The sequence below is a fragment of the candidate division KSB1 bacterium genome, assembly GCA_022562085.1.
Classification (GTDB): Bacteria; Zhuqueibacterota; Zhuqueibacteria; order Oceanimicrobiales; family Oceanimicrobiaceae; genus Oceanimicrobium.
In genome coordinates this window covers 1-22,446 of the sequence record JADFPY010000038.1, presented here as the reverse complement: position 1 = coordinate 22,446, position 22,446 = coordinate 1, and the positions used below count along the sequence as shown (strand labels likewise).

22 protein-coding genes are annotated in these 22,446 nt (G+C 44.6%); 16 read left to right on the top strand and 6 right to left on the bottom strand.

Features of this window, described 5'->3' with window-relative positions; all coding sequences use genetic code 11:
• Window positions 1–551 precede the first annotated feature (551 nt).
• The 6 genes from IH879_05785 to IH879_05760 all read right to left on the bottom strand — a co-directional run bounded on the left by IH879_05785 (window position 552) and on the right by IH879_05760 (window position 6,665).
• Window positions 552–2,009 (bottom strand): sodium/proline symporter, encoded by a 1,458-nt coding sequence (locus tag IH879_05785; protein ID MCH7674450.1) that lies wholly within the window; start codon window positions 2,007–2,009, stop codon window positions 552–554.
• On the bottom strand, window positions 2,009–2,161 hold the full coding sequence (locus IH879_05780) for a hypothetical protein (GenBank protein ID MCH7674449.1): 153 nt from the start codon (window positions 2,159–2,161) through the stop codon (window positions 2,009–2,011). The genes IH879_05785 and IH879_05780 overlap by 1 nt, the downstream gene beginning before the upstream one ends.
• Before the next feature lie 302 nt (window positions 2,162–2,463).
• The gene (locus IH879_05775; protein ID MCH7674448.1) at window positions 2,464–3,687 is read right to left on the bottom strand and encodes a membrane dipeptidase; all 1,224 of its coding nucleotides are present in this window, start codon (window positions 3,685–3,687) and stop codon (window positions 2,464–2,466) included.
• Window positions 3,688–4,125: 438 nt separating this feature from the next.
• Window positions 4,126–4,941, bottom strand: coding sequence for a hypothetical protein (locus IH879_05770; GenBank protein ID MCH7674447.1), 816 nt, complete (start codon window positions 4,939–4,941; stop codon window positions 4,126–4,128).
• A gap of 6 nt (window positions 4,942–4,947) precedes the next feature.
• A complete protein-coding gene (locus tag IH879_05765; protein ID MCH7674446.1) occupies window positions 4,948–5,766 on the bottom strand; it encodes an SDR family oxidoreductase in 819 nt (272 codons plus the stop codon).
• A 197-nt stretch (window positions 5,767–5,963) separates the two neighbouring features.
• A complete protein-coding gene (locus tag IH879_05760; GenBank protein MCH7674445.1) occupies window positions 5,964–6,665 on the bottom strand; it encodes a hypothetical protein in 702 nt (233 codons plus the stop codon).
• A 157-nt stretch (window positions 6,666–6,822) separates the two neighbouring features.
• On the opposite strand from IH879_05760, the gene IH879_05755 reads away from it, so the two are divergent.
• The 16 genes from IH879_05755 to IH879_05680 all read left to right on the top strand — a co-directional run.
• Window positions 6,823–7,614: a hypothetical protein gene (locus tag IH879_05755; GenBank protein ID MCH7674444.1), complete on the top strand. Its 792-nt coding sequence runs from the start codon at window positions 6,823–6,825 to the stop codon at window positions 7,612–7,614.
• A complete protein-coding gene (locus tag IH879_05750) occupies window positions 7,611–8,993 on the top strand; it encodes a sigma-54-dependent Fis family transcriptional regulator (GenBank protein ID MCH7674443.1) in 1,383 nt (460 codons plus the stop codon). Before IH879_05755 ends, IH879_05750 begins: the two co-directional genes overlap by 4 nt.
• A 415-nt stretch (window positions 8,994–9,408) precedes the next feature.
• Entirely contained in the window at window positions 9,409–9,801 is a 393-nt protein-coding gene (flgB, locus tag IH879_05745) for a flagellar basal body rod protein FlgB (GenBank protein ID MCH7674442.1), read from the top strand.
• A gap of 9 nt (window positions 9,802–9,810) precedes the next feature.
• Window positions 9,811–10,311, top strand: a complete 501-nt coding sequence (flgC, locus tag IH879_05740; protein MCH7674441.1) for a flagellar basal body rod protein FlgC — start codon at window positions 9,811–9,813, stop codon at window positions 10,309–10,311.
• Between the two features lie 11 nt (window positions 10,312–10,322).
• The gene (locus IH879_05735; GenBank protein MCH7674440.1) at window positions 10,323–10,619 is read left to right on the top strand and encodes a hypothetical protein; all 297 of its coding nucleotides are present in this window, start codon (window positions 10,323–10,325) and stop codon (window positions 10,617–10,619) included.
• Window positions 10,620–10,636: 17 nt separating this feature from the next.
• Window positions 10,637–10,933, top strand: coding sequence for a flagellar hook-basal body complex protein FliE (fliE, locus tag IH879_05730; protein ID MCH7674439.1), 297 nt, complete (start codon window positions 10,637–10,639; stop codon window positions 10,931–10,933).
• A gap of 19 nt (window positions 10,934–10,952) precedes the next feature.
• Entirely contained in the window at window positions 10,953–12,509 is a 1,557-nt protein-coding gene (fliF, locus tag IH879_05725; GenBank protein ID MCH7674438.1) for a flagellar M-ring protein FliF, read from the top strand.
• 5 nt (window positions 12,510–12,514) lie between these two features.
• Window positions 12,515–13,531 carry a flagellar motor switch protein FliG gene (gene fliG / locus IH879_05720; GenBank protein ID MCH7674437.1) on the top strand — a complete coding sequence of 339 codons (1,017 nt, stop codon included), beginning with the start codon at window positions 12,515–12,517 and terminating at the stop codon, window positions 13,529–13,531.
• A gap of 2 nt (window positions 13,532–13,533) precedes the next feature.
• On the top strand, window positions 13,534–14,202 hold the full coding sequence (locus IH879_05715; protein ID MCH7674436.1) for a hypothetical protein: 669 nt from the start codon (window positions 13,534–13,536) through the stop codon (window positions 14,200–14,202).
• Between the two features lie 6 nt (window positions 14,203–14,208).
• A complete protein-coding gene (fliI, locus tag IH879_05710; protein MCH7674435.1) occupies window positions 14,209–15,567 on the top strand; it encodes a flagellar protein export ATPase FliI in 1,359 nt (452 codons plus the stop codon).
• A 173-nt stretch (window positions 15,568–15,740) separates the two neighbouring features.
• Entirely contained in the window at window positions 15,741–16,172 is a 432-nt protein-coding gene (gene fliJ, locus IH879_05705; protein MCH7674434.1) for a flagellar export protein FliJ, read from the top strand.
• 21 nt (window positions 16,173–16,193) lie between these two features.
• On the top strand, window positions 16,194–16,760 hold the full coding sequence (locus IH879_05700) for a hypothetical protein (GenBank protein MCH7674433.1): 567 nt from the start codon (window positions 16,194–16,196) through the stop codon (window positions 16,758–16,760).
• A 1-nt stretch (window position 16,761) separates the two neighbouring features.
• The gene (locus tag IH879_05695; GenBank protein MCH7674432.1) at window positions 16,762–19,467 is read left to right on the top strand and encodes a flagellar hook-length control protein FliK; all 2,706 of its coding nucleotides are present in this window, start codon (window positions 16,762–16,764) and stop codon (window positions 19,465–19,467) included.
• A gap of 173 nt (window positions 19,468–19,640) precedes the next feature.
• Window positions 19,641–20,360 (top strand): hypothetical protein, encoded by a 720-nt coding sequence (locus IH879_05690; GenBank protein MCH7674431.1) that lies wholly within the window; start codon window positions 19,641–19,643, stop codon window positions 20,358–20,360.
• A gap of 2 nt (window positions 20,361–20,362) precedes the next feature.
• Window positions 20,363–20,752: a flagellar protein gene (locus tag IH879_05685; protein ID MCH7674430.1), complete on the top strand. Its 390-nt coding sequence runs from the start codon at window positions 20,363–20,365 to the stop codon at window positions 20,750–20,752.
• A gap of 96 nt (window positions 20,753–20,848) precedes the next feature.
• The coding region (locus IH879_05680; protein ID MCH7674429.1) for a flagellar hook-basal body complex protein at window positions 20,849–22,446 on the top strand (1,598 nt) is incomplete at its 3' end.

The window sequence follows — 22,446 nt, the reverse complement described above, 5'->3', positions numbered from 1 at the left end:
AGCAGCTATGTTGTATTCATTCTGTGTAGGGTAAATAAATAGATGAACATGATTGGGCATGAGCACATAGGCCCACAATCGAAATAAAAAATGTTCTCTTGCTTGAGAAAGTTCGCCAATAAATAGGGTGCAACATATGGGGTCGTTCAAATAATGAAAACGATGATAACAGGAAAAAGTCAGTTCATGAGCATGGCCCGAGATATCGTAACGTGTTAATTTTTTTCTTTGTTCCGTATTGGGGTGAGTTGTCATTAATTTGACTTTAACCTGTTGGTTACATCCGGATGAGCACGGCCTGAAGGCACGTGCCACACGGATTTTTGTTTTAGTTTGTCAAGGGCACCCGCGCGCGTGGCACTTCTTTCCAGACCTCAAAGGGATGGTATTTTGTACTCCTTTGAACTGATGTGGTGGTTGTTCACCAGGAAACCAGATTCGGATGCAATCACAAAATGATGCTGAAAGGAAAAACCAGCAAATCTCAAAGGCCCTGTCCAGCTGCCTTCATTTAATTATTGCTATTGTGACGTTCCAGACTTTTAAATTGCTCACTCCTCAAAGAATACTTTCATAACATCCTTTGGCGGCGGCATTGAAAATTTACTAACGATAACAATGACTAACAATGAGACGCTCGCCCCAAAAAGTACCGGCCAAATGCCGCCGATCCAGTTGCTAAAGGATTGGTACTGCATGTAGCCAAGGACATACCATATCACACAACTGACGGCGCCACAGATCATGCCGGCAATGCCTGCCGCCCGCGTTGCTCCCGGCCACCAGAGCCCCAGCAGAAAGGGAAAGGTGAATGCTGATGCCATAAGGCTAAAGGCCATGGTTACGATCCAAAGTATTGCAGCGGGAGGCTTTATTGCTACCAGCAGGGCAAGCAAGCCAATTGCAAAAGTAACATAGCGCGCAATGGAAAGGCCCTTATCTCCGTCGATTTCACGGTTGCTGAATTGACCATAGATATTTTCAACAACAAGAGAGCCTGCCAAAAGCAAAACGGAATCGACAGTCGACATAACAGCACCCAGTACAGCAGCGATAATAATACCGCCCAATACGGGTGGCAAAAATTGTCGGATCAAAATTGGCACGGTTAGATCTGCTTGCTCAAGATTGGGTAGGAGGACAGCACCGGCGATGGCAATGAGTGTTGCAGAGAGATAGATAAAACTTTGAAAAACAATAGAATAGACCATGGCCTTCCGGAGCGTCTGATCGTCATCCGGAATCAAAAACCTGGTGATAGAGGCTGGCGACCCACCGATTTGAAAAAATCCCCACGCCAAAAAAGCAGAGACCACCCATCCCGGCGACATTTTGCCGGTAAATGTGATTGCCTGGGGATTGATCTCGGCGAATTTCTGATGCATCACTCCAAATCCACCGGCAGCATTTACAGCTACCGGAACCAGGATGGCAAAGCCGACTATCATGATGAATCCCTGGATCAGATCCGTCCAGGCAACCGCATACATACCGCCCAAAACAGTATAGACAATAACGATGCCTCCAAAGATGAACAATCCTGTGAGATAGGGGATGCCTAACAGAACTTCGAAGACATTACCTGCTGCTTTAAGCTGCGCAGCTATTAACGGAACAAAGGCGACCAGCATGATTATTGTGCAGGTGAGGCTGGCATATTTGCTATAGTATCTCGCCCCAATGATATCTGCTAGTGTTATGGCTTTGATTTTGCTGGCAACCTTTCGGAGCCGACCACCCAGCAGGATATAAGTGAACCAGGGCGCAGCCGCGGAGGCGACCGCACCAGGGACGAAATTGTAGCCCAACATCTTAATTGTGCCGACACCGCCCATGTATGAACTGCCACTCATTTGCGTTGCCGAATAAGAAAATCCAATAGTGCCGGAACCGAGTTTGCCTTTTGCAAGGAAATAATCCTTTTTAGACTTCACCTGGCGGTTAAACCAAAATCCAAGCATCAGCATGCCGAAAAAATAAAGAATTATTATTGTGGTGTAGGTAAGCATCAGCGCCCCTTTTTGGCATAAAACAGCGCCGCAGCGATGAGATAAAAATACCCAAAATAGGCCAGCAACCATACGCCCCAATCCAAATGAAAAGGACCCATTGGCCAATCGAGTAGCAAAACGATACTACCGCCCACGACGAAAATGATCATAAGCGATATGGATATGGTGGGCAATTTTAACTTGTTAATCACATCCTCCCAATCCGGATTAAGAAATGAAAAGTTATAGCTAGTAGTGTAATTCCTAAATAACCTGCCTAATTAAGTGCTCCTGCAAAGGCTCGAAAAATCTGTCTTCGAGTCTGTCATTTAGTTGTCATTAAGTCACTTATTGTCATTGGCTTAATGACACAATGACCATCAATGACTTTTAATAACGCATGTTCCTTCTGCAGCCTAAAAAGCTACAGCCTATCGGCCTGAGTTACCTATCGCACCCATAGGTTTCGCGACTACTGCCAGACCTCCTGCAACACGCGCAAAACATTCTCGCCAACAACTTTTGCGATATCCGCTTCCGAATAGCCGTGTTTAACAAGCCAGCGAAGAATATTGTGTGAGTCTTCAGTTGGATTCTCAATTCCCTTTACATATTCAACTTGCTCGTAAGTTGGCGCCTTTTCGGCACCTTTTTTACTTTGTTGGGAAGTACCAATGGACAAGGTCTCTGCAAAGACATGATGCAATCCAACATGATCTCCATAGAGGGTGTCAGGGCCAAAGGTAACATGATCGATGCCAACCAAATCCTTAATGTATTCAAAATGCTCCATAAAAGAATCAATGTTATGCAGTGGATTATTTTTCGTAAGTGTCGTGTGGGGGGCTGCCTCCACGCCGATCACACCGCCCTTATCAGCGCAGGCTTTGAGCACCTCATCGGGTGCGAGCCGTTTGATATTCCACAAGCTTCGCGCACCTGTGTGGGTTAAAAAAATGGGCTTTGTACTGGCCGCAATTACATCGAGGCTGGTTTGGTCACTGCAGTGTGCACAGTCAATCGCCATGCCTATTTTATTCATCCTCTCAACCGCCTGATGGCCGAAAACAGTGAGCCCTCCATCTTTTGGTTCCCGGAGCCCGGTGCCAAGACAGTTAGATTCGCTATAGGCAATACCAAGCTCTCTCACACCGAAGCCATAAAGAATCTCGATGCGATCGAGTTCATTTTCAATCATGGCGGCACCTTCCAGAGCTGGCACAAAGGCGATTCGCCCTTCGCGGTTTGCCCGGTAAATATCGTCAACCTTTTCACACTTGATGATAAAATCCTGGTGTGCCAGATCACACATTCTCATGCCCAGATCGTATATTATATCTGACCACTTCCACCCTGCTTTTGAAGTGATGAGGGCAGTGCCGTCCATGAAGTTATCGAAAATAGCGTCCCAGTAAGAATTGCTGAGCGCTTCAAATGCAGTGCATACTCTTACCTGTCGGCCATATGCCATTGTTTCGGTGATATCCGCTGGAAAAAGCACCGGGTGCTCATGCAAAGAAATCATAATGAGTTTCTCGGCCAGCTCATTCACTCGCTTTTCCTGCGCCTCAGACAATGAGACGAGATTGGGAGCAAATAGTGATTGACCCTGAATCAACTCATAGGGTTTATAATCTTTACCTTTCTCTAAAAAATCAAAAGATTGGTAGCCTGAATATTGTTTGTTTATTCCCATGGTATATTCCTCTTGTTACACTCGTTTCTAATTAAAGGCTTCGAAGACTCTCCCTGTTCTCTCTTTGATTCGAAATAAAGAAATATTTGAAACTTGTCAATAATTTTAGTAACTGACAAGTAATTTTCTGCCATACTCGATAAAAGCATTCGAGCACAAGCTTTTTGGCAAGAAATGAAATTCAAATCCCAAAAAGCAATGATTTCACGCAAAGACGCGAAGGCGCAAAGAGCATCGCAAAGAAAACCTTTGCGTATTCTCTGCCCCGACGCGTCGGGGTGCGCTTTTAATTTTCTTTTTTTGGTTCCGGCTTGCCCCGTTGGATCTGTATCCCACGGGGCTTGTCCGGGTTAGGTTGATAGTGCGGCAAGTTTCTTTTGTAGTAGTTGTAGTTTATTGGTAGCCATCAATTAAGCGGTCGCAAGTGAGACACTTGCATTACAATTTCAACACATAAAAACAGCGATTACTTTCCTTCTCTCGATAAAAACTTTCTACCTGGTATCCTTTATCCAAATACCAAACGAACGCTCTTCTGGTATTTGCACGCCATTTTCCGGCAAGCTGCAAATCTTTTTGCTGAATCGTTTCAATATTTAACGGAATTTCTACACGTACAGCTTCGACTTCGGGTAATTTTTTTTCAACAGGATTTGGGTTGTTATCACCGGGTTCAGTATTAACCGAAGGTACCCTTATGAAGCTATCATCCACCTTTTCCAGCTTTCCGGAAATTGCCTGTTGAACTCGTTTGTCCCTGATAGGCCACCGAACAATGAACCTGTCCATGCCGAGGCCGCGATGCAGATCACTGCCGGTATCTTCACCATACATATCCGGAACGTACTCCTGAATTTTTGCCCCGAGCTTGTTAAGATTGATGTGGGCATTTTTTGCGACCAGGGGATCATAAGTCCAATAAACAATCCCGACTTCGCGTTCCAACAACAGCTCTCGCTGATACAGCTTCAGTTTCCAGCCGATATCCTGTCCCCGAACGTCTTTTCGAACAGCCAGCATATGTGACCAGTTCACAAGGTGGTCATCTTTAATGCCGGTTAAACCAAATACAAATCCTACCATCTCATCTTTTGCATTGAAAGCGCCCGCAGATACTCCCCCGATTTTTTGCCCAATCATCAAAATTGCCGGAGGCACACATTCGGAAAAATTCTCTCCCCAGGTTTCTTTTTGCAACTGAACGCAAGCTTCAAAATCGCGGTTTGTTTGGAGTTGTCTAAGTTTTATTTCCATTTTTTATTAGGTTTTTTGGCGGCTTTTCGGCATGGCTTTGCGGGCTATTCGATCGACAAGACCCGGGGCAATCAGCTTAATCCACAAGCCTAATTTCCCTTGTGCCGTCATAACCAATTCACGCTTTCTTTTTGCAGTTGCTTCGATAATCATCCGTGCGCAGGTTTCCGCGGTCATCACTCCGGCTCGGCGTTTTTTGTTATCACCGATAGGATTGCCGTCCGGACCGATAGCCCTTTCCGCGATTTCCGTTTTCACAAATCCGGGATAGATCATCGTTACGCTAATACCATACTCTTCGACTTCCATTCTGAGCGAGTCAAAAAAGCCAGCTATCGCGTGTTTACTAGCCGCGTACCCGCTCACCATTGGTACGCCGGTTTTGCCTGCCAGACTTGAAATTCCGACGATACGTCCCCCGGTCTTTTTTAGGTAGGGTAACGCATAATAGGTGCAATAAACGCCGCCGAGATAATTCACTTGCATGATATTTTCAAGCAGGGTCAAATCGGGCAGCTCTTCGAATGCCGCCCGCATGGCAAAACCCGCATTGTTGATAAGTGCATCGATCCGTCCGTATTCTTTGATCGTGGACTTGATTAGATTCTCGCAGTCGGAAGCTTTGCCCACGTCCGTTTTTACGACCAGAACTTTGTCACTGCCATTCTTGCACTGAGCCGAGACATTTTCGAGGCGCTCGATGTCGCGGGCTGCGACTACGAGGGTTGCTCCCTGATTGGCAAGTTGAATCGCGAGCTCGCGGCCGATGCCGCTGGATGCGCCTGTGATAATAACTACATTACCCTGGAAAATAGAGATCTTCATATTTAGGGAATTCACCTCAACTCAAGTGGAGCGTTTTCGAAATAACATTGCAATGGGTCGGTGTGATGTGTTTGGGTGTTAGGAGTGTTAAAGATTTTTCTTCCTAAGTTGTTTTATTCTAGATACTTGAATCCATTAACACCTTTAACACCCGAACACTTCTTTCCTCAATACTACGCTATTTGCAGAACGTTGCTCTAGAAAGAGAAAACCACACCGAGCTGATACGTCAGCAAGTCCGTGCGCGACCGTAAAGGGTCAATGATGGCTGTGCCGTTTTCACGGGTGATTGAACCTCTCTTGAGGTAAGTGGCCTCGCCGCCGAATGAATAGCGTACACGAAAATCGATGAGCACTTCTATCAACCTGGAACTCTCCTCCCGTTTCTGATACACGAGGAACATGACTCCGCCCCCTGCGCCATAACTGAAGGCGATATCTTGCTGGTTGATTGACGAGGCGATAGGTTCTTCCACAAAATCATCTTCATCACGGACTTTGGTTTCTGTAAAGAAGTAATGCATGCCGATGAGCCCATCGAGATAGGGCCGAAAGATTCCGCTATTGCCTTGCAAGCGCAACAATGCATGGGTGAGCAAAATGTTGTTTCGCGTTTCAACTTCAACCGTGACGTCGGGGATGGTGAGGCTAAAAGGCTCTTGACGGGTCTCACTGCCGTAAATCATGTATTCGACGTCGACTCCGATCATGAGCGGGCTGTTACCGGGACGGAAGGCAAACATGCCGCCGATGCCAAATCCTAAATCTTCGACATTCTCTTTAAATTCGTCTTGTGGCTGGCCCAATAAAAAGTTAACGGCGACTTGAAAATTCTGTGCATAGAGTCTGGGAGCAAGGCACAAAAGAGCCAGACTGATTGCGATTAATCTTCTCACCATTTTTCTCATTCTCCTTTTTACATTCTCTAATTAGAAATCTCTGTCTAAGAAACTTTTCTTAATAACTTAAAAAATAAGATTTTTGTCAAGAGGAAAACGGGTTAAGAGAAGTTAATCTTCAGTCGATAACATTACAGTTACACAATAATGGCTTATCATGGAAGAAAAATCACTCATTTCAGAAATAGAAAAAAGTTTCGAAAATTTTAATTCATCGATTGGCGATATCCAAAAGTCTTACGGCAAGTTGTGGCAGCAGCTCGGTGCTTACCAGGATACTCAAGTCGTGCCGCGGGAATACCTGAAGGAGATGGCTGGCAACCTGGCCCATGAAATTCGCAACCCGTTGGGCGGCATTGCTAATTTTGTCCACCTTCTTTCGGACAATCAGGAAATCAGGCAGTCAAGCAGCGTCCGGGGAATTTTGCAAGGTATTGATCGCATCGACACGATTGTCGAGAATCTCATCGTTTTCAGCAAGCCGGTTGTTCTGCAAACCATGAATTGCAATTTTGCGGATATTATCCACAGAGCGATTGAGAACGTTAAAGAGGAATTCAAATTCGATGAAGACAAATACGCCTTTTCCCTGCATTTGCCGAAGAAGGAAACTTTCCTGAATCTTGATTCACATTTGATGCTGCAGGGGTTACAAAATATTCTTCAAAATTCAGTTGAGTTTATGCCGGAGGGCGGTGAGATAAAAATAGCACTGGTGGAAAGACCGCGAACGAATAAAACGGTTGTTTGCATTTCTGATGAAGGTCAGGGACTTGCAGAAGATGACGAGGAAAAACCCTTCTATCCATTTTATACAACAAAAACAAATGGCATGGGAATGGGACTTCCAACGAGCCGGCTGATTGTTGAAAAACACGGGGGTAAAATTTATTTGAAAGAAAATCAACACGGAGTTACTGTTACAATAAACCTACCCGGGGGCAGATGACAAACATCAAAAAAAGAATTATGATCGTTGACGACGAGCCGCTTATCGGTTCGTCTCTCGAGGAGGCGCTGCAAAAGTGGAACTTTGATGCGACGCTTGTGACCGAGGGAGAATCAGCAGTGGAGCAGCTCTCCCGGCAATCCTTCGATATGGTTCTTACCGACGTTCGCATGCCGACTATTTCCGGAATGGAGGTTCTGGAGAAAGTTAAAAAAGTATCTCCCGCGACACCGGTCGTTATGATTACTGCATTCGGCACTATCGACCAGGCTGTCGAGGCCATGAAAAAAGGCGCGTACGATTACATCACCAAACCCTTTTCTTTAGATGAAATCAAATTTTGCCTTGAAAAATATTTTAAGACTAAGGATCTGGAGGAAGAAAACAGCAGTCTGAAGCGAGCCTTGAAAGAGAAATATTCACTCGAAAGTTTTATTGGTGAAAATCAAAAAATTATAGAGCTTACCGAGTCGCTTGAAATTGCTTTTGAAAGCGACGCTACGGTTTTTATTCAAAGCGAGAATGGTACCGGGAAAGAGTTGATCGCCTCGGCGATTCATTATAACAGTGCGAGAAAAGCGAAACCGTTTATCAAACTCAACTGTGCTTCGATCCCCGAAAACCTGATCGAAAGCCAACTCTTTGGTCATGAAAAGGGCGCCTTTACCGGAGCCATCCGGACTGTGAAGGGGGTTTTTGAGGAGGCGCATGAGGGGACGCTTCTTTTAGATGAAGTCACTGAAATGCCGACACATTTGCAGGCCAAGCTTTTGCGGGTTTTGCAGGAAGGAGAATTTTCCAGGGTGGGCAGCACCCAGATTCGGGAAACTGATGTGCGCATCATCGCTACTTCCAATAGCGATGTGCAACAAGCCATAGCGCAAGAAAAGTTTCGTCAGGATCTGTTTTTCCGTCTTGATGTCATTTCCGTACGAATTCCGCCATTGCGCGAACGCAAAGACGATATCCCGTTTTTGTGTGATCATTTCCTGAAAAAATATTCTGAGAAATATTCGAAGAATGTCACCGAAGTGGACGAGGAAGTCATCGATCATTTTTTCAACTACAATTGGCCCGGGAATGTTCGAGAATTGGAAAATGTCATCCAGCGCAGCGTACTGAGCTGCCGCGAGGGCAGCCGAATCCAAATGGCACACTTGCCAAGCCACTGGCCGGGCGCAAATCAGGAAAATAAACTACAGTTAAATCTAAACGAGGATTTATCTATTCATGAAATGGAAAAACGCCTGATCAGCAGCACGCTTAAACGGCACAACTATCACAAAACCAAAACCGCTGAAATTCTTGGCATTACGCTCAAAACACTCAGGACCAAGATTCTGCAGTACGGGTTAGAACTTGAAAGTGACTCTGAGTAACTCTCTCCAAAAATCTATTTTCTTCGAGCTGGTCATTTTTTTTCTCCTTAACTTCATTCCAATCTTTCCTTGCCGCAGGAATGGCTCCAGATAGCCGATTGCCGCATTTGAGACAGAACGAGACGCTAAAGGAACTTCACTAAACCCAAAGGTTTAGCAAAGCTCCTGTCAGAAGTTGTCATTTGTCTTCTAGAAAAAACTACCACACCACCCGAAGTTTTTACTACTCCTATTTGTATGTCAACGAATTAATTGGTACTCACCTGGATTTCTTTTAAACAATCTCAGTTTGTCCTAAACCCTAAATAAATATAGAATTAGAAAAATTTGATTCTTAGTTAAAACTCTACTTTTCAAATTTTTAACATTTGGCATATTACTTGCCTAACCTAGCGCGACAAGATAGGAGTTTGCCATGGAATTCAATCCTTTAAGTAAGATGGCTGTGGTGCCATTATTAAAAAAAAGTCTTGGCGCGTATTCGGCAAGAAACAATGCAATCGCCGAAAATATCGCGAATGTTGAAACCAAAGGGTACCGTCCTTACAAAGTGGATTTTGAAAAAGAGTTGCAGCGGGCCCTGTATAGGAAGGCACCGGTTGGTTTGAAAAGTGATTCCCGGCACATGACCATTGGCGGCGATGTTCTGGATATCCAGCCAAAAATTTCAACTCAAAATGAAATTGTAAACATGGAGCAGGAAATGGCGGAATTGGCCAAGAACCAGATCCGCTTCGAGTTTGCAACAAGAAAATTGAGTGGCGCTTACGAATCGATTCGTTCGGCTATTCGGGGTCATTCGAGATAGGAGTAAAAAATGGGAATTAGAGGTTTTTTTTCAACATTTAATATCAGCGCTGCAGGACTGAGCGCTGAAAAAAGGCAGCTTTCAGCAACCGCTGAAAATATTGCCAACGCGAACACAACACGCACATTGGACGGCACGCCTTACAAACGGAAAGTTCTGTCAAGAAAAGCGATTTCTCAGCCGGTCCATTTTTCCAGAGCCTTTGACAGGGCCAGATTGAAATTGCAGACTTCCAGCGCACACCATATCAGCAAATCCGGTTACACTGCCTCCGGAGTTGCTCCGAACGGCAGAAGCCGGATTAAAACCGAAATGTTAGAAATAGACGAGTTTAAAAAAATTTATGAACCGAATCATCCTGACGCCGATGAGGAAGGGTTTGTATCTTACCCGGAAATCAATGTGGTAAACGAAATGTTGGAGCTGATTTCCGCGAGCCGAGCTTATGAAGCAAATATCACGGTGATGAATTCGACAAAGAATTTGGCCAAGCGTTCGCTGGAGATTTAACGATCTGAATAATGGCTGAGATTAAACCGGTTCAATTTCCAACACTTACTCAGCCGACTGAACCGGCGGGCAAAACAAAACCGGTTCAAAAAAGCCGCAAAGTCGAACCGTCGCCTTTGCAGCAGATTTTTACAAGTGGTAGAAGAGCACCAGCTGCCGGCCATCTGAAGTTAAAACAGACGAATCAGGCGGCATTGTCGGACCCGGTTGAAAAAGCAAAAGCGGCAATGTTGAAGTTTTATCAACCGGACAAAAAAGCAGCTAAAGAAACCGCTCCATTGGGGCAAATTATTGATATTAAGGTTTAATTTTAAGGTCAGAAAAGATGCCAAAAATTGATGTTTTACAACAGATAAGTCAAATAGCGAAGCAAAATAGTCAGCCGCTTAAAAAGAACGAATCGCCTAAATTCGCAGACACTCTAAAGGCGATGATAAATCAAGTTGACGAACTTCAAAAGGCTTCGGGGCAGTCAACAAAGGATTTTATCGCCGGTAAAAATATAGACCTCCACGAAGTCATGGCAGCGGGCCAGGAAGCCCAGCTCAGCTTTCAATTTATGATGGAAATGCGCAACAAACTTCTTGAGGCTTACCAGGAAATTAACCGGATGCCGGTTTAAACTAATTTAGGAAAACTCATTGAATAGTGCGATCATTCAAAAAATCAAACAAATATTAAGCCAGTTGACGCCGAGTCAAAAGATTGGTTTTGCGGCTATCACTGCGATTGCCGTCATTTGTATGTTTCTTATTTTGGCCTGGGCCAACCGGCCGGAGTACGGACTGTTGTACTCAAATTTGGCTGCTTCAGACGTCTCCCGGATTCTTGATGATTTAAAAGGCAACGGTATTCCCTACGAATTGAAAGATGGCGGCACAACCGTTCTGGTTCCGAAAAAAGATGTTTACGAGCTGCGCATAAAATATGCCGGAAAAAACATGATCAGCAGCGGCGCGGTCGGTTATGAGCTGTTCGATAAGAACAATTTGGGCCTCACTGATTTCATGCAAAAAGTAAACCTAAAACGAGCCCTTGAAGGCGAACTGTCAAATACAATAAATCAAATCGAGGCAGTGACGCAAAGCCGGGTTCACTTAGTGATCCCGGAACGAGTTTTATTTGAAGATGAGGAAAGGAAAGTAACCGCATCTGTTATTCTTAAATTAAGATCGCGGTCTGCTTTAGAGCGACAGCAGGTTTTGGGAATTCAGCAACTGGTCGCCGGCAGCGTTGAAGGTCTCAAATCGGAAAACATCATTATCATTGATACGTTTGGCAATGTCCTTACCAACAATGAATCCCAAGATGATGAGATTGGCCTGAGCCGAGGTCAGTATGAGCTTCAACAAAAAGTTGAGAAATATTTAAGCAAGAAAGCGCAGTCAATGTTGGATAAAGTCCTTGGAGCGAACAACTCGATTATCCGGATTTCTGCTACGTTGGGCTTCGAGAAGATCAGACGAACTATAGAAAAAGTGGATCCGGAAAATTCGGCTGTGCTCAGCGAAGAGAGAAATGAAGAACGTTCGAGCAGTACCGACACAACTCATTACCAGCGCGAAAATTCGATTACAAACTACGAGCTTAATAAGATTACGGAGCATTACGAAGGCAGTATCGGGGATATAAAGCATCTCTCTATTGCTGTATTTGTAAATGGCGTGGATCAAGTTGATCAAGACGGAAATGAAATTAATGCGCCTCGTCCCGCTGAGGAAATTCAAAAGATTACTGAAATAGTCAAGAGTGCGGTCGGTTTCAATGCTGAGCGAAATGATCAGATTGTGGTCAACCAGCTGACTTTTGATCGGACAACGGTTAATCGTGAAAAGGAGATACTGGAGTCGATTGAGCAAAAAGCGAACCGCAATAAACTTATAGAAAACGGGTTGATGGGACTGGGAGCTGTCCTTTTGCTTTTTATGCTGCGCTCCTTCTTTAAGAAGCTCGGACTTGACGATTACATGAAAAAACAGCGCAGCCAGCTTCTGAGCAGTTTAGAGTCTGAAAAAAAACAGCGAATGCTGACTGAAGAGGAGGCGGAGGATTTTTACGATGAGAAATTATCTTACGAGGCCAAAGAGAGATTAAAGCTGCAAGAAAAAATTACCAACGATGTTACCGAGTTTGCTCAGAAGGAACCAGGAAGGGCGGCAAGCATCTTACAATATTGGCTTTATGGGGATGAAGAATAATTACTATGCAGCAATTTGACACTAAAAAGTTGACAGGACCTCAAAAAGTCGCGGTATTTCTCGTTGCTATCGGCGTGGAGAAATCGGTACCGCTGCTAAAGCTGCTTCCAGAAGATGAAGTCGAGAGAGTGACAATTGAGATAGCTAAGCTAAAGAATCTGCCGTCCGAAATCGTCAGCCAGATAGTCATGGATTACTATGAAATGATGCTGGCGGACAAGTATGTCACCAAGGGTGGTTTGACTTATGCTCAAGATATGCTCGAAAACGCATATGGTTTGGAAAGAGCTAAAAAGCTGATTAAAAAAGTCAGGTCTGCTACAGAGGTGACCGGTTTTAGATTGCTGCAGTCGATAAATCCCGGTGAGCTCCTAAACTATTTACAAAAAGAACATCCGCAGACCATTGCCTTGATTCTGGCAAATATGAAATACGGTCAAGCTGCGGGAATTATCAGCGAGCTGCCGACAGAATTACAGGGCGAGGTCGCTTACCGCCTTGCCACCATGGGTAAAACTTCTCCCGAACTGCTTCAGGAAATTGAGGAAGCTTTAACGACTCAAATGGGCGGAACTTTCGGTTCGCGGATGAGCGCAAGCGGCGGCGCGAAAGCATTGGCCGAGATTTTAAACTCTGCAAGCCGCGGGGTTGATACCAACATTTTGGAAACACTCATTCAAAAAGATCCGGAGCTGGCGACAGAAATTAAGAATCTCATGTTTGTATTCGAAGATGTAGCTACCTTGCGGGATAAAGATATTCAGAAGATACTCAAAAGCGTTAATTCCAAGTCCCTTGCCATGGCTTTAAAAGTGGTCTCAGATGACTTGAAAGAAATGATATTCAATAACATGTCGCAGCAAGCCGCAGAATCTTTGGCGGAAGAAATTGAATATCTTGGTCCAGTGCGTCTCCGTGAAGTAGAGGAAGCGCAGGTCAACATTGTCGAAAATGTCAGAGAGATGGAAAATCGCGGTGAAATTGTTTTGAATCAGGCGGATCAAGACGAGTATGTTGAGTAGTTATGTTAATTAAATCACGACAGATAAAGGCAGGCATCAAAAACCATGAAGTTCCAACTTTGGACAACAGTGCTGTTGTTGGAATGCAAACAAAAGTAGATGCAGATTCTTATACTGCGCCTGAGGATTATCTTAAACAATTAGAGACCTTGAAAAGCAAACTAAAGACCACCAGAGAAAGCAGTTATCAGGACGGTTTACAAGCAGGCCAGAAAGCCGGTTACCAGCAGGGCGTCGGTTTAATTCAAAAAGAGATTGAACAGTTCGCGGGTTTAACAGAATCGATTAGAAGCCGGCAGGAGGATCTGATTGAAAATTCTGAACAGTTTGTGCTTTCATTTGCCCTGAAAGTTGTGGAAAAAATTATCGGCAGTACGGAATTTTCAACGCTTAACTTAGACAAGGACAAAATTCAACAGGTTGTTGCAGAAAGCCTGAAGCTGTTTTCTGATTCCACTAAATATACCCTCCGTGTTCGCAGAGAAACAGGCGAAGTTGTGGAGAAATATAAATCAGAAATTTTAAAAAAAATTAAAAAACCGGTAGAAATTTCGATTGTAGAAGATCCGACCCTAAACATGAGTGACTGTTTAATGGAATCCGATTATGGGGTTTTAGACGCGAGAATTGAATCACAATTTAAGGAAATCAAAAGCTTTTTTATTGAATAAATAACCATGCAGATAGCGACCCGTTTTGACAAATACTTTGATAAATTAGAAAGCATGAGGCCTTACAAAATAATGGGCCGAGTGGTGAAGATTACCGGGCTGGTCATCGAATCAGCGGGTCCGGTTGCTTCTGTTGGCGAAATGTGTCGTGTTACAACGCGGGACGGTAAAAACATATCTGCCGAAGTGGTTGGTTTTAGAGACAAAAATGTTTTGCTAATGCCCCATGAAGAAACCGTCGGCCTTCATCCCGGAAGTTACGTCTCTGTTTCCAATGAACCCTATTCAGTAGCAGTCGGCCCCGAAATTTTAGGGAGAGTTCTCGACGGTACGGGCAATCCCATCGACGGCAAAGGTGCAATTAACACCAGGGTTTTACAACCTGTGCACAACCCGCCGCCAAACCCTTTGCAGCGGGAACGAATCGATGAAACTATTTCAACGGGTGTGCAGGTCATCGACAGTTTATTGACTTTTGGTTTAGGCCAGAGAGTTGGGATTTTTGCTGGCAGCGGCGTCGGGAAAAGCATCATGATGGGCATGATTGCCCGCAACTCAAGCGCCGATGTCAACGTGATTGCCTTAATCGGCGAGCGAGGGCGGGAACTTCGCGATTTTATCGAAAGAGATCTTGGCGAGGAAGGTCTGAAACGATCGGTAGTAGTGGCAGTGACTTCGGACCAGGCGGCGCTGTTGCGGGTTAAAGGCGCGCTGGTGGCCACGGCCATCGCTGAGTACTTTGCAAACCTCGGACTGAACGTCATGCTCATGATGGATTCGGTCACCCGGGTGGCAATGGCGCAGAGAGAAATCGGCCTGGCAATCGGTGAACCGCCAACTACCAAAGGATACACTCCCTCTGTTTTTGCTTTTTTGCCACGGCTCCTCGAACGAGCCGGAAATTTCAGAAAAGGCAGCATTACCGGTTTGTACACGGTTCTGGTTGAGGGTGACGACATGAATGACCCGGTTGCAGATACCGTCCGCTCAATTCTGGATGGGCATGTCGTCCTGTCCCGAAAGCTGGCAGCCGCAGGTCAGTACCCGGCCGTTGATGTGCTGCAAAGCATTAGTCGGGTGATGATTGATGTGATTTCAAAAAGGCATTTGGCGAATGTGAATAAGGTGAGGGAGATCCTGGCGACTTATGAGGAGGCGGAAGATCTGATCAATATTGGGGCTTACGTGAAAGGCAGCAACCCCCGGATTGACTACGCGATTTCGATGATTGATAAGATTGTGGATTTCAAAAAACAGGACATGTTCGAAAACACAACCCTGGAAGAGTCTGTGAAAAAAATGGAAGAGCTTTTGGCAAATTCTAAAAGTACTGTCGCAGCTGAGAATATGAGTGTATTAGAATGATTGTCATTACTCCCACAAGTGTCATGCCGAGCGTACACTCTGCCGATGCGCTGCTAAGAACAGGAGTGCAATGCTTCAGCATTGCGAAACTAGCTTTGCACTCAATGTTCTCTCAAATAAAACTACTTGCAGTAGTCAAAGCTTGAAATGACGCCTGAGTTGGATAATGAAAATTGAACGCAAAAAAGAAATTTCGCTTGCAAAAAGTTTTAGAAGTGCGGGCGCTGATCGAAAAGAACCGACAAAAGGATTTCGCAGAAGCAAAACAAAATCTGCAAATTGAAAACGAAGAACTGGATCAATTAGAAAACAAAAGAGATGGTTTTACCCGGAGCATGAACACTGTAAAAAAAGCCGAAGTGAGTCAGTTTAGAAGTAATCAGACTTATCTTGAAACGCTTCATCAGGCGGTTACTGACAAGCATGAAACTATTGCAGTTCTGGAAGAGGATGTAGAGACAAAACGGCAGCAACTTTTAGAAGCGGCAAAAAACAGGAAGGCTCTGGAGAAGCTGAAAGAGCGAAAAGAAGTAGAAGTGATTCACGAGGAAAATAAAATTGAGCAAGATTTTATTGATGAAATTGCAAGGCAAAGAAATCGGTAAAAGTCCTAGAAAGAACACGAAATGAAACTAGTACTTTGGGTATCTTTTTATTTTATAGCCTTCGCTGGCATGGTGGCGTTTATGTATGTGCGCAAGGACACAGTCATCGAAAAAACCGAGGAAGTGCCGTTTCTCAATTATACGGAGTATCACCGGGACGCCCTCATAGCCGACGATTCCTCTTATGTTGAAAAAATCGATTCCCTGGCGGCGGTTGTTGGCGGGATGCTAAACCAGATGGCCGACTTTGTGATACAACTGAAAGAGCGCGATGAAATGATTTTGCAGCAGAATTGGCGGCTCGAAAAGGTAAACAAAAATGAAGAAGAGCTGAAAAAGAAAATAGAAAAGCTCAAGAATTTCAATGCAAAACAGGCGAATAATGATAAAGAGCTTCAGGAGTTAGCAAAAACATTGAGTTCGATGAAAGCCGATATTTTAGGTCCGATACTTGAAAACTTATCTGATCAAGTGGTCAAAATCATTTATGACAAAGCGAAGAAAAAGGACAAAGCAAATCTCCTGAAATCGTTGAAGCCCGAACGGGCCGGCAAGCTAATGAGTGAATTAGCCGGGACTAAAAAGTAAAATGCTGAGCAGCTTCCTTAAAATTTCAAATACTGCAGAGGGCCTAACGGCAAGTCCAAAGATCAGTCATGATTTGCCGGCAACTTTGGGTGTGAAACCCTCTTCTCTAAATTTTCAACAGCTCATGAATTCAAGGCTGGGTGCCCTGAATTCCCACAAAAATGGAGCGGCTTCCTTGAGCTTCCTGAATTCAATGACAAAACAATTCGCCGATTTTAGTCCCCGCGGTTTAGGACATTCAGAATTGCTTTCGATTAAACAAATCGTTCAAAGTTTCAAAACGCAGGCAGGTAAATCTCAAAAGCCGTTAGTTTTCCAATTCAACTCCAAATCCCTGGGTAAGATTTCTTTCGAAATTGAGCCCGCAAAGAATCAACTGAAGGTCGGGCTTAATGAGGAGCACCTCGATGTTTCAGAGTTATTCATTGCGGAATTGGCACCTTTGTTTGACCAGATTGAATTTGGGCCGGTTTTTAGTTTTCAAAAATCAGTTTTCAGTAATCAGCTTTCAACTCACAGCTTTCAGTCGTCAGCTTTAGGCAGTCAGCTTTCTGCTACTCAGGTTTTTGGAGTTATTAAAGAGCTGATTGAGGGTAGCGGAAAACTGCCTGTGAAAGCCAATAACCTGGGACAGAAAATCGAGTTAAACGTCGAGTCGATTGGAAAGGTCGCCGTCGATTTAAAAAGTGTGAATGGCAAGCTGCTGGTTCAGATTGGTTTGCCGTCTAAACAAACGCTTGAGAATTTTAAAACTGGGTTGCTTAAATCCACAGGTTTCTCTGAAGGTAAGATTAGATTTTTTATAGCAAAACCTGGGCAGAATACTCAGCTAACTCAAATGCCGGTCAAATTAGAAATCAAGAATGGTCTAATGAGGGATCGCCAAACACCTAAGGTTTCGATGAGACAAGCGATTGAAACGATTCAGAAGAAAGTTGTTGAGGTTCGCTATTCGCATTCAACCGTTTTGAATTTCAAGCAACCTTTGAATTTGGATATAAAGTCGCTTGGTAAAGTCTCAGTCAAGATTGAAAGCGGTAAAGATAAAATAAGATTAAATGTCGGCGTCGATTCTCAAGCTGCAGGAAATGTGCTTAAAAAACAATTGACCCCTTTGATTGTAAAATCATCTGACTTGAAAATTTTCGTTAGAAGCGCTGGAAAAAACGCCGGTAAAAAGGTATCGAGCGTTGCGCCGTTGGCCAAAGTAGGCGGTAAAATTACGCCGTCTCAGGCTGTAGCGACAGTTGAGAAAGTTGTCGAAGCAGTTACTCAGGCTTCTGCCAAAATTTCAAGTAAACTTCAGTTTGGATTACAAACGGACTCACTCGGTGATATCGAGGCGGAGGTCGAAATCTCAAGGGGAAAACCCAATCTTAAGCTAACTGTGGATTCAAATTCCGCTAAAAATTTGCTTTCAGAACGTTTGGGACGAGGGATTCAAAATCTTGACATCCGGGTTAAGGAAGTCGGTACGAGTAAAAGGGGCAAAGGGTTTGACGGACAGTTTAAACTGAACTCTAAGCTTACTACTTCGCAAGCAATTCAGAGCATCCGTGAAATAGTGGAGTCTATTTTGCAAGCTCCATCGAAATCCGGGCAGAACCAGATTCAGGTGCAAATGGAAGTTGAGACTCACGGAAAAATTTCTGTCGAGATGAGCAGGGATGTTGAGGATGGAAGTGTGCTTCTCCGAACGGATTCATCTCAGGCCAGGGATTGGCTGACTCAACATCTGGCAAAATCAGGATTGAAAGTCAAAGAAATTAAGACAGGAAATAACAAAGGAGCTTTGAATCTTAAACTTGACTCCCGGTTAGACGAAACTTTGGAAACTGCTGCTAAAGAAAAGACCATTCTACAGCCAAAAGAATCGACCCAACTTGTTGCTTTGAAGAAATTTACACAGCTTATGGATGTCTTATTGGGTTCGGCAACTCCCGTGAAAAGTCAAACGGCGAAAGTTTCTAATAGTCGACGAAAGGCTTCAAGTAAACTGAGCAAAAATCAGGTTAGCGCTCGAGGGAAGAACTTTCAGCAAGACAGCCGCACATTAGCTCTGCGGGAAGATAAATTAAAACTCAAAAATGATTTAAGCGGCAGCCGGGAATCACTGGGTGAAATTCTCGAAAATATTGAAGGTGATTCAGGCGAATTCTTTGCGTCAATCTTGAGTGAAAGTGAGCGGCCAACTCAGCCCGTTTTGGCGAGTAACAATGTCAACTTCGATTTTCTGGGCGGCAAATTAGTGGGTTCGGGCACGGTTGAGCGTTCACATCTGCCGCAAATGCTTCAGAGAATTCTGGAGTTCGCCAACTTGCAATCAAACACTGCGGGACAAAAACTTGAAATTCAACTTGATGTGGAAAAACTCGGAAGTTTGCTGGTTGACGCCGTTAAACAGAAAGATAAAATCAATCTACATATCAATGTTGACAACATCGAGGCTAGAAGAATGCTGGAAACCCAGCTTCGACCCCTTCTGGATCAGATGATAAAAGAGGGGATTGAAGTCGGTAAGTTGGAAGTGTCTGTTAAGAATGAAAATGCTGATCATAGGAATGAATGGCAGACGGCACAAAATGAACGAGAGTTTAGAGAGAAAAATTCAAATCTCGAACATTCGATTTCTTCTTATGCCAAAGAAGCGATTCCAGTGAGCAGGCAAAGGGATTTTGGTTATAATTCGATAGAAGTTTTGGCATAACTATTCAGCTATTGGCATTTAGCTGTTAGAACTATCTATGATCTCAGCTGAAGATATGAAAGTAATTTGGATCAGTTAAACAAAGAGCAAAAGATGATAAATAACCTTATCAGTCAAGTTCAAGGCCAACAGCTAAAAGCCAACAGCCAACAGCTAAAAAAGGAGACAACGTAATGGATATAACACCAGTGGCAAATCAATCTCAGAGTCTTTTTGGGTCCAGCCAGGAAGGTGTTCTGGGCAAGGACGATTTTTTAAGACTCCTTGTGGCGCAATTGCGAAATCAGGATCCTCTCAATCCGACCAAAGGGGGAGATTTTGCGGCACAGCTCGCGCAATTCAGCTCACTCGAGCAGCTGCAAAACATGAACATCAATCTCCAAAATAATCTGGAAATGGATCTACTGCTCAACCAGGCGCTGAACAACACGTTGGCGACCACTTTGATTGGAAACAAGGTCAAAGCAATCGGCAATTCTGTGACGAAAACTGCGGGTGAGGACGCGGAAATGCACTACCGTCTTGCATCCACGGCGCAGAAAGTAACAATTAATATTACCGATACGAATGGGGTTGTTGTAAGGACTGTTGAGTTGAGCGGCCAGACGAGCGGAGACCATTCGTTCGCGTGGGATGGCAAAGACAATTCCGGTAATGAACTTTCGGAAGGCGTTTATCAATTCTCAGTTGCCGCTGAGGATGGCAGCGGGAATGATATCGGCGCTTTGACGTTTATTTCAGGGCTGATTAGCGGCATTCGTTACAACAACGGCGCCGCCATGCTGCTCCTGGGCGATATTGAAATCAGCATGGCTGATGTTTTTGAAATCGGCTTCAACCCGGGTGCTTCTCAAAGTCAAGTGAGAAGAGAATCAATTGGAAATGATGGATAGTCATGGAAATAAAACATTTAATAAATTCTATTCCTGCGCAACCGCCTTCCCCGAATTCCGGAGTCGGCCAAGACCGAGAAACCAGCCGGACTGTTTTTGCTGATGTATTAAGAAGCAAGCTATCCGGTCAAGCTCCGGCAGTCAAATTTTCCGCCCATGCTTCAGATAGGCTGGCCTCGCGCAACATCGTTTTGACGCAGCACCATATTTCCAAGCTGAATCAAGCTGTGCAGACCCTGGAGCAGAAAGGCAGTAAAGAAGGGCTGGTGGTGATGGACAACCTGGCGCTGATCGTCAATGTCAAGAATAAGATCGTGGTGACCGCAGTCGAGAAATCGCCGCAGGAAATGGGTAAAGTTTTTACCAATATAGATAGCGCTTTTATAATGTAAAATCAACGGGACTGGCCCCCTCGGGGAGGTCCTCCACTGTGGAACGATTGAAGCAGTGGATATTTGTTAAATTAATTAACTTGGAGGACCAACACCATGATGCGAGCATTGTTTGCAGGTGTTTCTGGTTTATCAAACAACCAGTTAAAGATGGATGTTATTGGTAATAATATCGCCAATATTAACACCATCGGTTTTAAAACGTCACGAATTACTTTTGCCGAAGAGCTCGGACAACTTTTGCAAGGTACATCCGGATCATCTTCAGCTGGCACACAAAACGCCATTCTAATTGGTTTGGGTGTTCGTACGAATAGTATTGAGCGAGACTTTGGCCAGGGTATTCTTCAAACCACCGGCAAGCAAACCGATTTAGGAATTGAAGGCGACGGCTTTTTTGTCTTTAATGATGGCAGCGGCGAACTGTATTCACGTGCGGGTAACTTGCATTTTGACGGCAATGGACGCCTGGTGAGTGCTAACGGTTTGAGCATTCAAGGTTGGACGGCCGACCAAACAGGTGAGCTTTCCGGGACAGCCGCGTTGGGCAATATTGTCTTCGACGCTTCGGTAATTTCACCTGCAATTGCTACTGAAAATGTCGGTATCGCTGGTAATTTGGATGCCACTGCCACACCCATCAGGCAAGTTTGGACGGCTAGTAAAACATTTACATTAGCCACAACAGGCGTTCCCGCAATAGGTACCACGGATCTTAATGCTTTGGCTCAAACAACCGTGGTACTGGCAGCAGGGGATACGATTGTCATTGGCGGTACCAACTTTGACGGCACCCCGGTTGCCGCTACGTTTACTTATGGTTCAGGAGCGGGACAGGATGGAACAACTGTCGATGATCTAGTTGCAGTTATCGATAGCGCATTCGCTGGCACCGCATCTTTCTCTACTGGTCAAATTCTACTCACTGACTTCAACTTCGGGGAAAGTAATACAACGATCACGTTAACAGCGGGAGCCGGGAATACGGGAACAATTGACCTACCCGGTTTTGTGTTGACCTCAAAAGGATTTTCACCCAAGACCTCAACATCCATCGAGGTTTTTGACAGCCTTGGTACCAAACACACTTTAAACATTACTTTTACGAAGACAGAAAATACGGGTGAATGGACTTTTGAAGTCACTCTCTCGGGGAATGAAACCATCAATGAAGGAAGTTCCGGTAGCATTGCATTCGACTCCAATGGTGCTTTGCAGACAATATTTTACGATAACGGTCAATCGTTACTTGAGTTCGCTCCGGGTAGCGGTGCTTCAGTGGTTAGACTGAACTTGGATTTTGAGAATAGTACAGGGTTCAGCGGCATTACCCAATTTGCCGGCAGGTCATCGGTTACGTTGCCATTTCAGGACGGGCAAGCACACGGTACTCTAAGTGCCTTTGCTATAGACGAAAAGGGGCAAGTTATCGGATCATTTACAAACGGCCGAAACAGATTGATCGCCCAAGTCGCACTGGCAAAGATAAACAACCCGGAGGGTTTGATTCACGTTGGCAACAATGTTTACCGGACATCGGGCACGACGGGAATCCCTTCGGTTGGTAGAGCCGGCGAGGATTTACCTGCGTCGATTTTTTCGGGTACTTTGGAAGCTTCCAATGTGGATCTAGCGGCTGAATTTACCGATATGATTATTGCCCAGAGGGCTTTTCAAGCCAACGCCCGGGTGAT

Coding starts and splice junctions, on each gene's coding strand:
- IH879_05785 (MCH7674450.1), bottom strand. CDS start 2,009: ATGCTTACCTACACCACAATAATAATTCTTTATTTTTTCGGCATGCTG.
- IH879_05780 (MCH7674449.1), bottom strand. CDS start 2,161: ATGATCATTTTCGTCGTGGGCGGTAGTATCGTTTTGCTACTCGATTGG.
- IH879_05775 (MCH7674448.1), bottom strand. CDS start 3,687: ATGGGAATAAACAAACAATATTCAGGCTACCAATCTTTTGATTTTTTA.
- IH879_05770 (MCH7674447.1), bottom strand. CDS start 4,941: ATGGAAATAAAACTTAGACAACTCCAAACAAACCGCGATTTTGAAGCT.
- IH879_05765 (MCH7674446.1), bottom strand. CDS start 5,766: ATGAAGATCTCTATTTTCCAGGGTAATGTAGTTATTATCACAGGCGCA.
- IH879_05760 (MCH7674445.1), bottom strand. CDS start 6,665: ATGGTGAGAAGATTAATCGCAATCAGTCTGGCTCTTTTGTGCCTTGCT.
- IH879_05755 (MCH7674444.1), top strand. CDS start 6,823: ATGGAAGAAAAATCACTCATTTCAGAAATAGAAAAAAGTTTCGAAAAT.
- IH879_05750 (MCH7674443.1), top strand. CDS start 7,611: ATGACAAACATCAAAAAAAGAATTATGATCGTTGACGACGAGCCGCTT.
- flgB (MCH7674442.1), top strand. CDS start 9,409: ATGGAATTCAATCCTTTAAGTAAGATGGCTGTGGTGCCATTATTAAAA.
- flgC (MCH7674441.1), top strand. CDS start 9,811: ATGGGAATTAGAGGTTTTTTTTCAACATTTAATATCAGCGCTGCAGGA.
- IH879_05735 (MCH7674440.1), top strand. CDS start 10,323: ATGGCTGAGATTAAACCGGTTCAATTTCCAACACTTACTCAGCCGACT.
- fliE (MCH7674439.1), top strand. CDS start 10,637: ATGCCAAAAATTGATGTTTTACAACAGATAAGTCAAATAGCGAAGCAA.
- fliG (MCH7674437.1), top strand. CDS start 12,515: ATGCAGCAATTTGACACTAAAAAGTTGACAGGACCTCAAAAAGTCGCG.
- IH879_05715 (MCH7674436.1), top strand. CDS start 13,534: ATGTTAATTAAATCACGACAGATAAAGGCAGGCATCAAAAACCATGAA.
- fliI (MCH7674435.1), top strand. CDS start 14,209: ATGCAGATAGCGACCCGTTTTGACAAATACTTTGATAAATTAGAAAGC.
- IH879_05700 (MCH7674433.1), top strand. CDS start 16,194: ATGAAACTAGTACTTTGGGTATCTTTTTATTTTATAGCCTTCGCTGGC.
- IH879_05695 (MCH7674432.1), top strand. CDS start 16,762: ATGCTGAGCAGCTTCCTTAAAATTTCAAATACTGCAGAGGGCCTAACG.
- IH879_05690 (MCH7674431.1), top strand. CDS start 19,641: ATGGATATAACACCAGTGGCAAATCAATCTCAGAGTCTTTTTGGGTCC.
- IH879_05685 (MCH7674430.1), top strand. CDS start 20,363: ATGGAAATAAAACATTTAATAAATTCTATTCCTGCGCAACCGCCTTCC.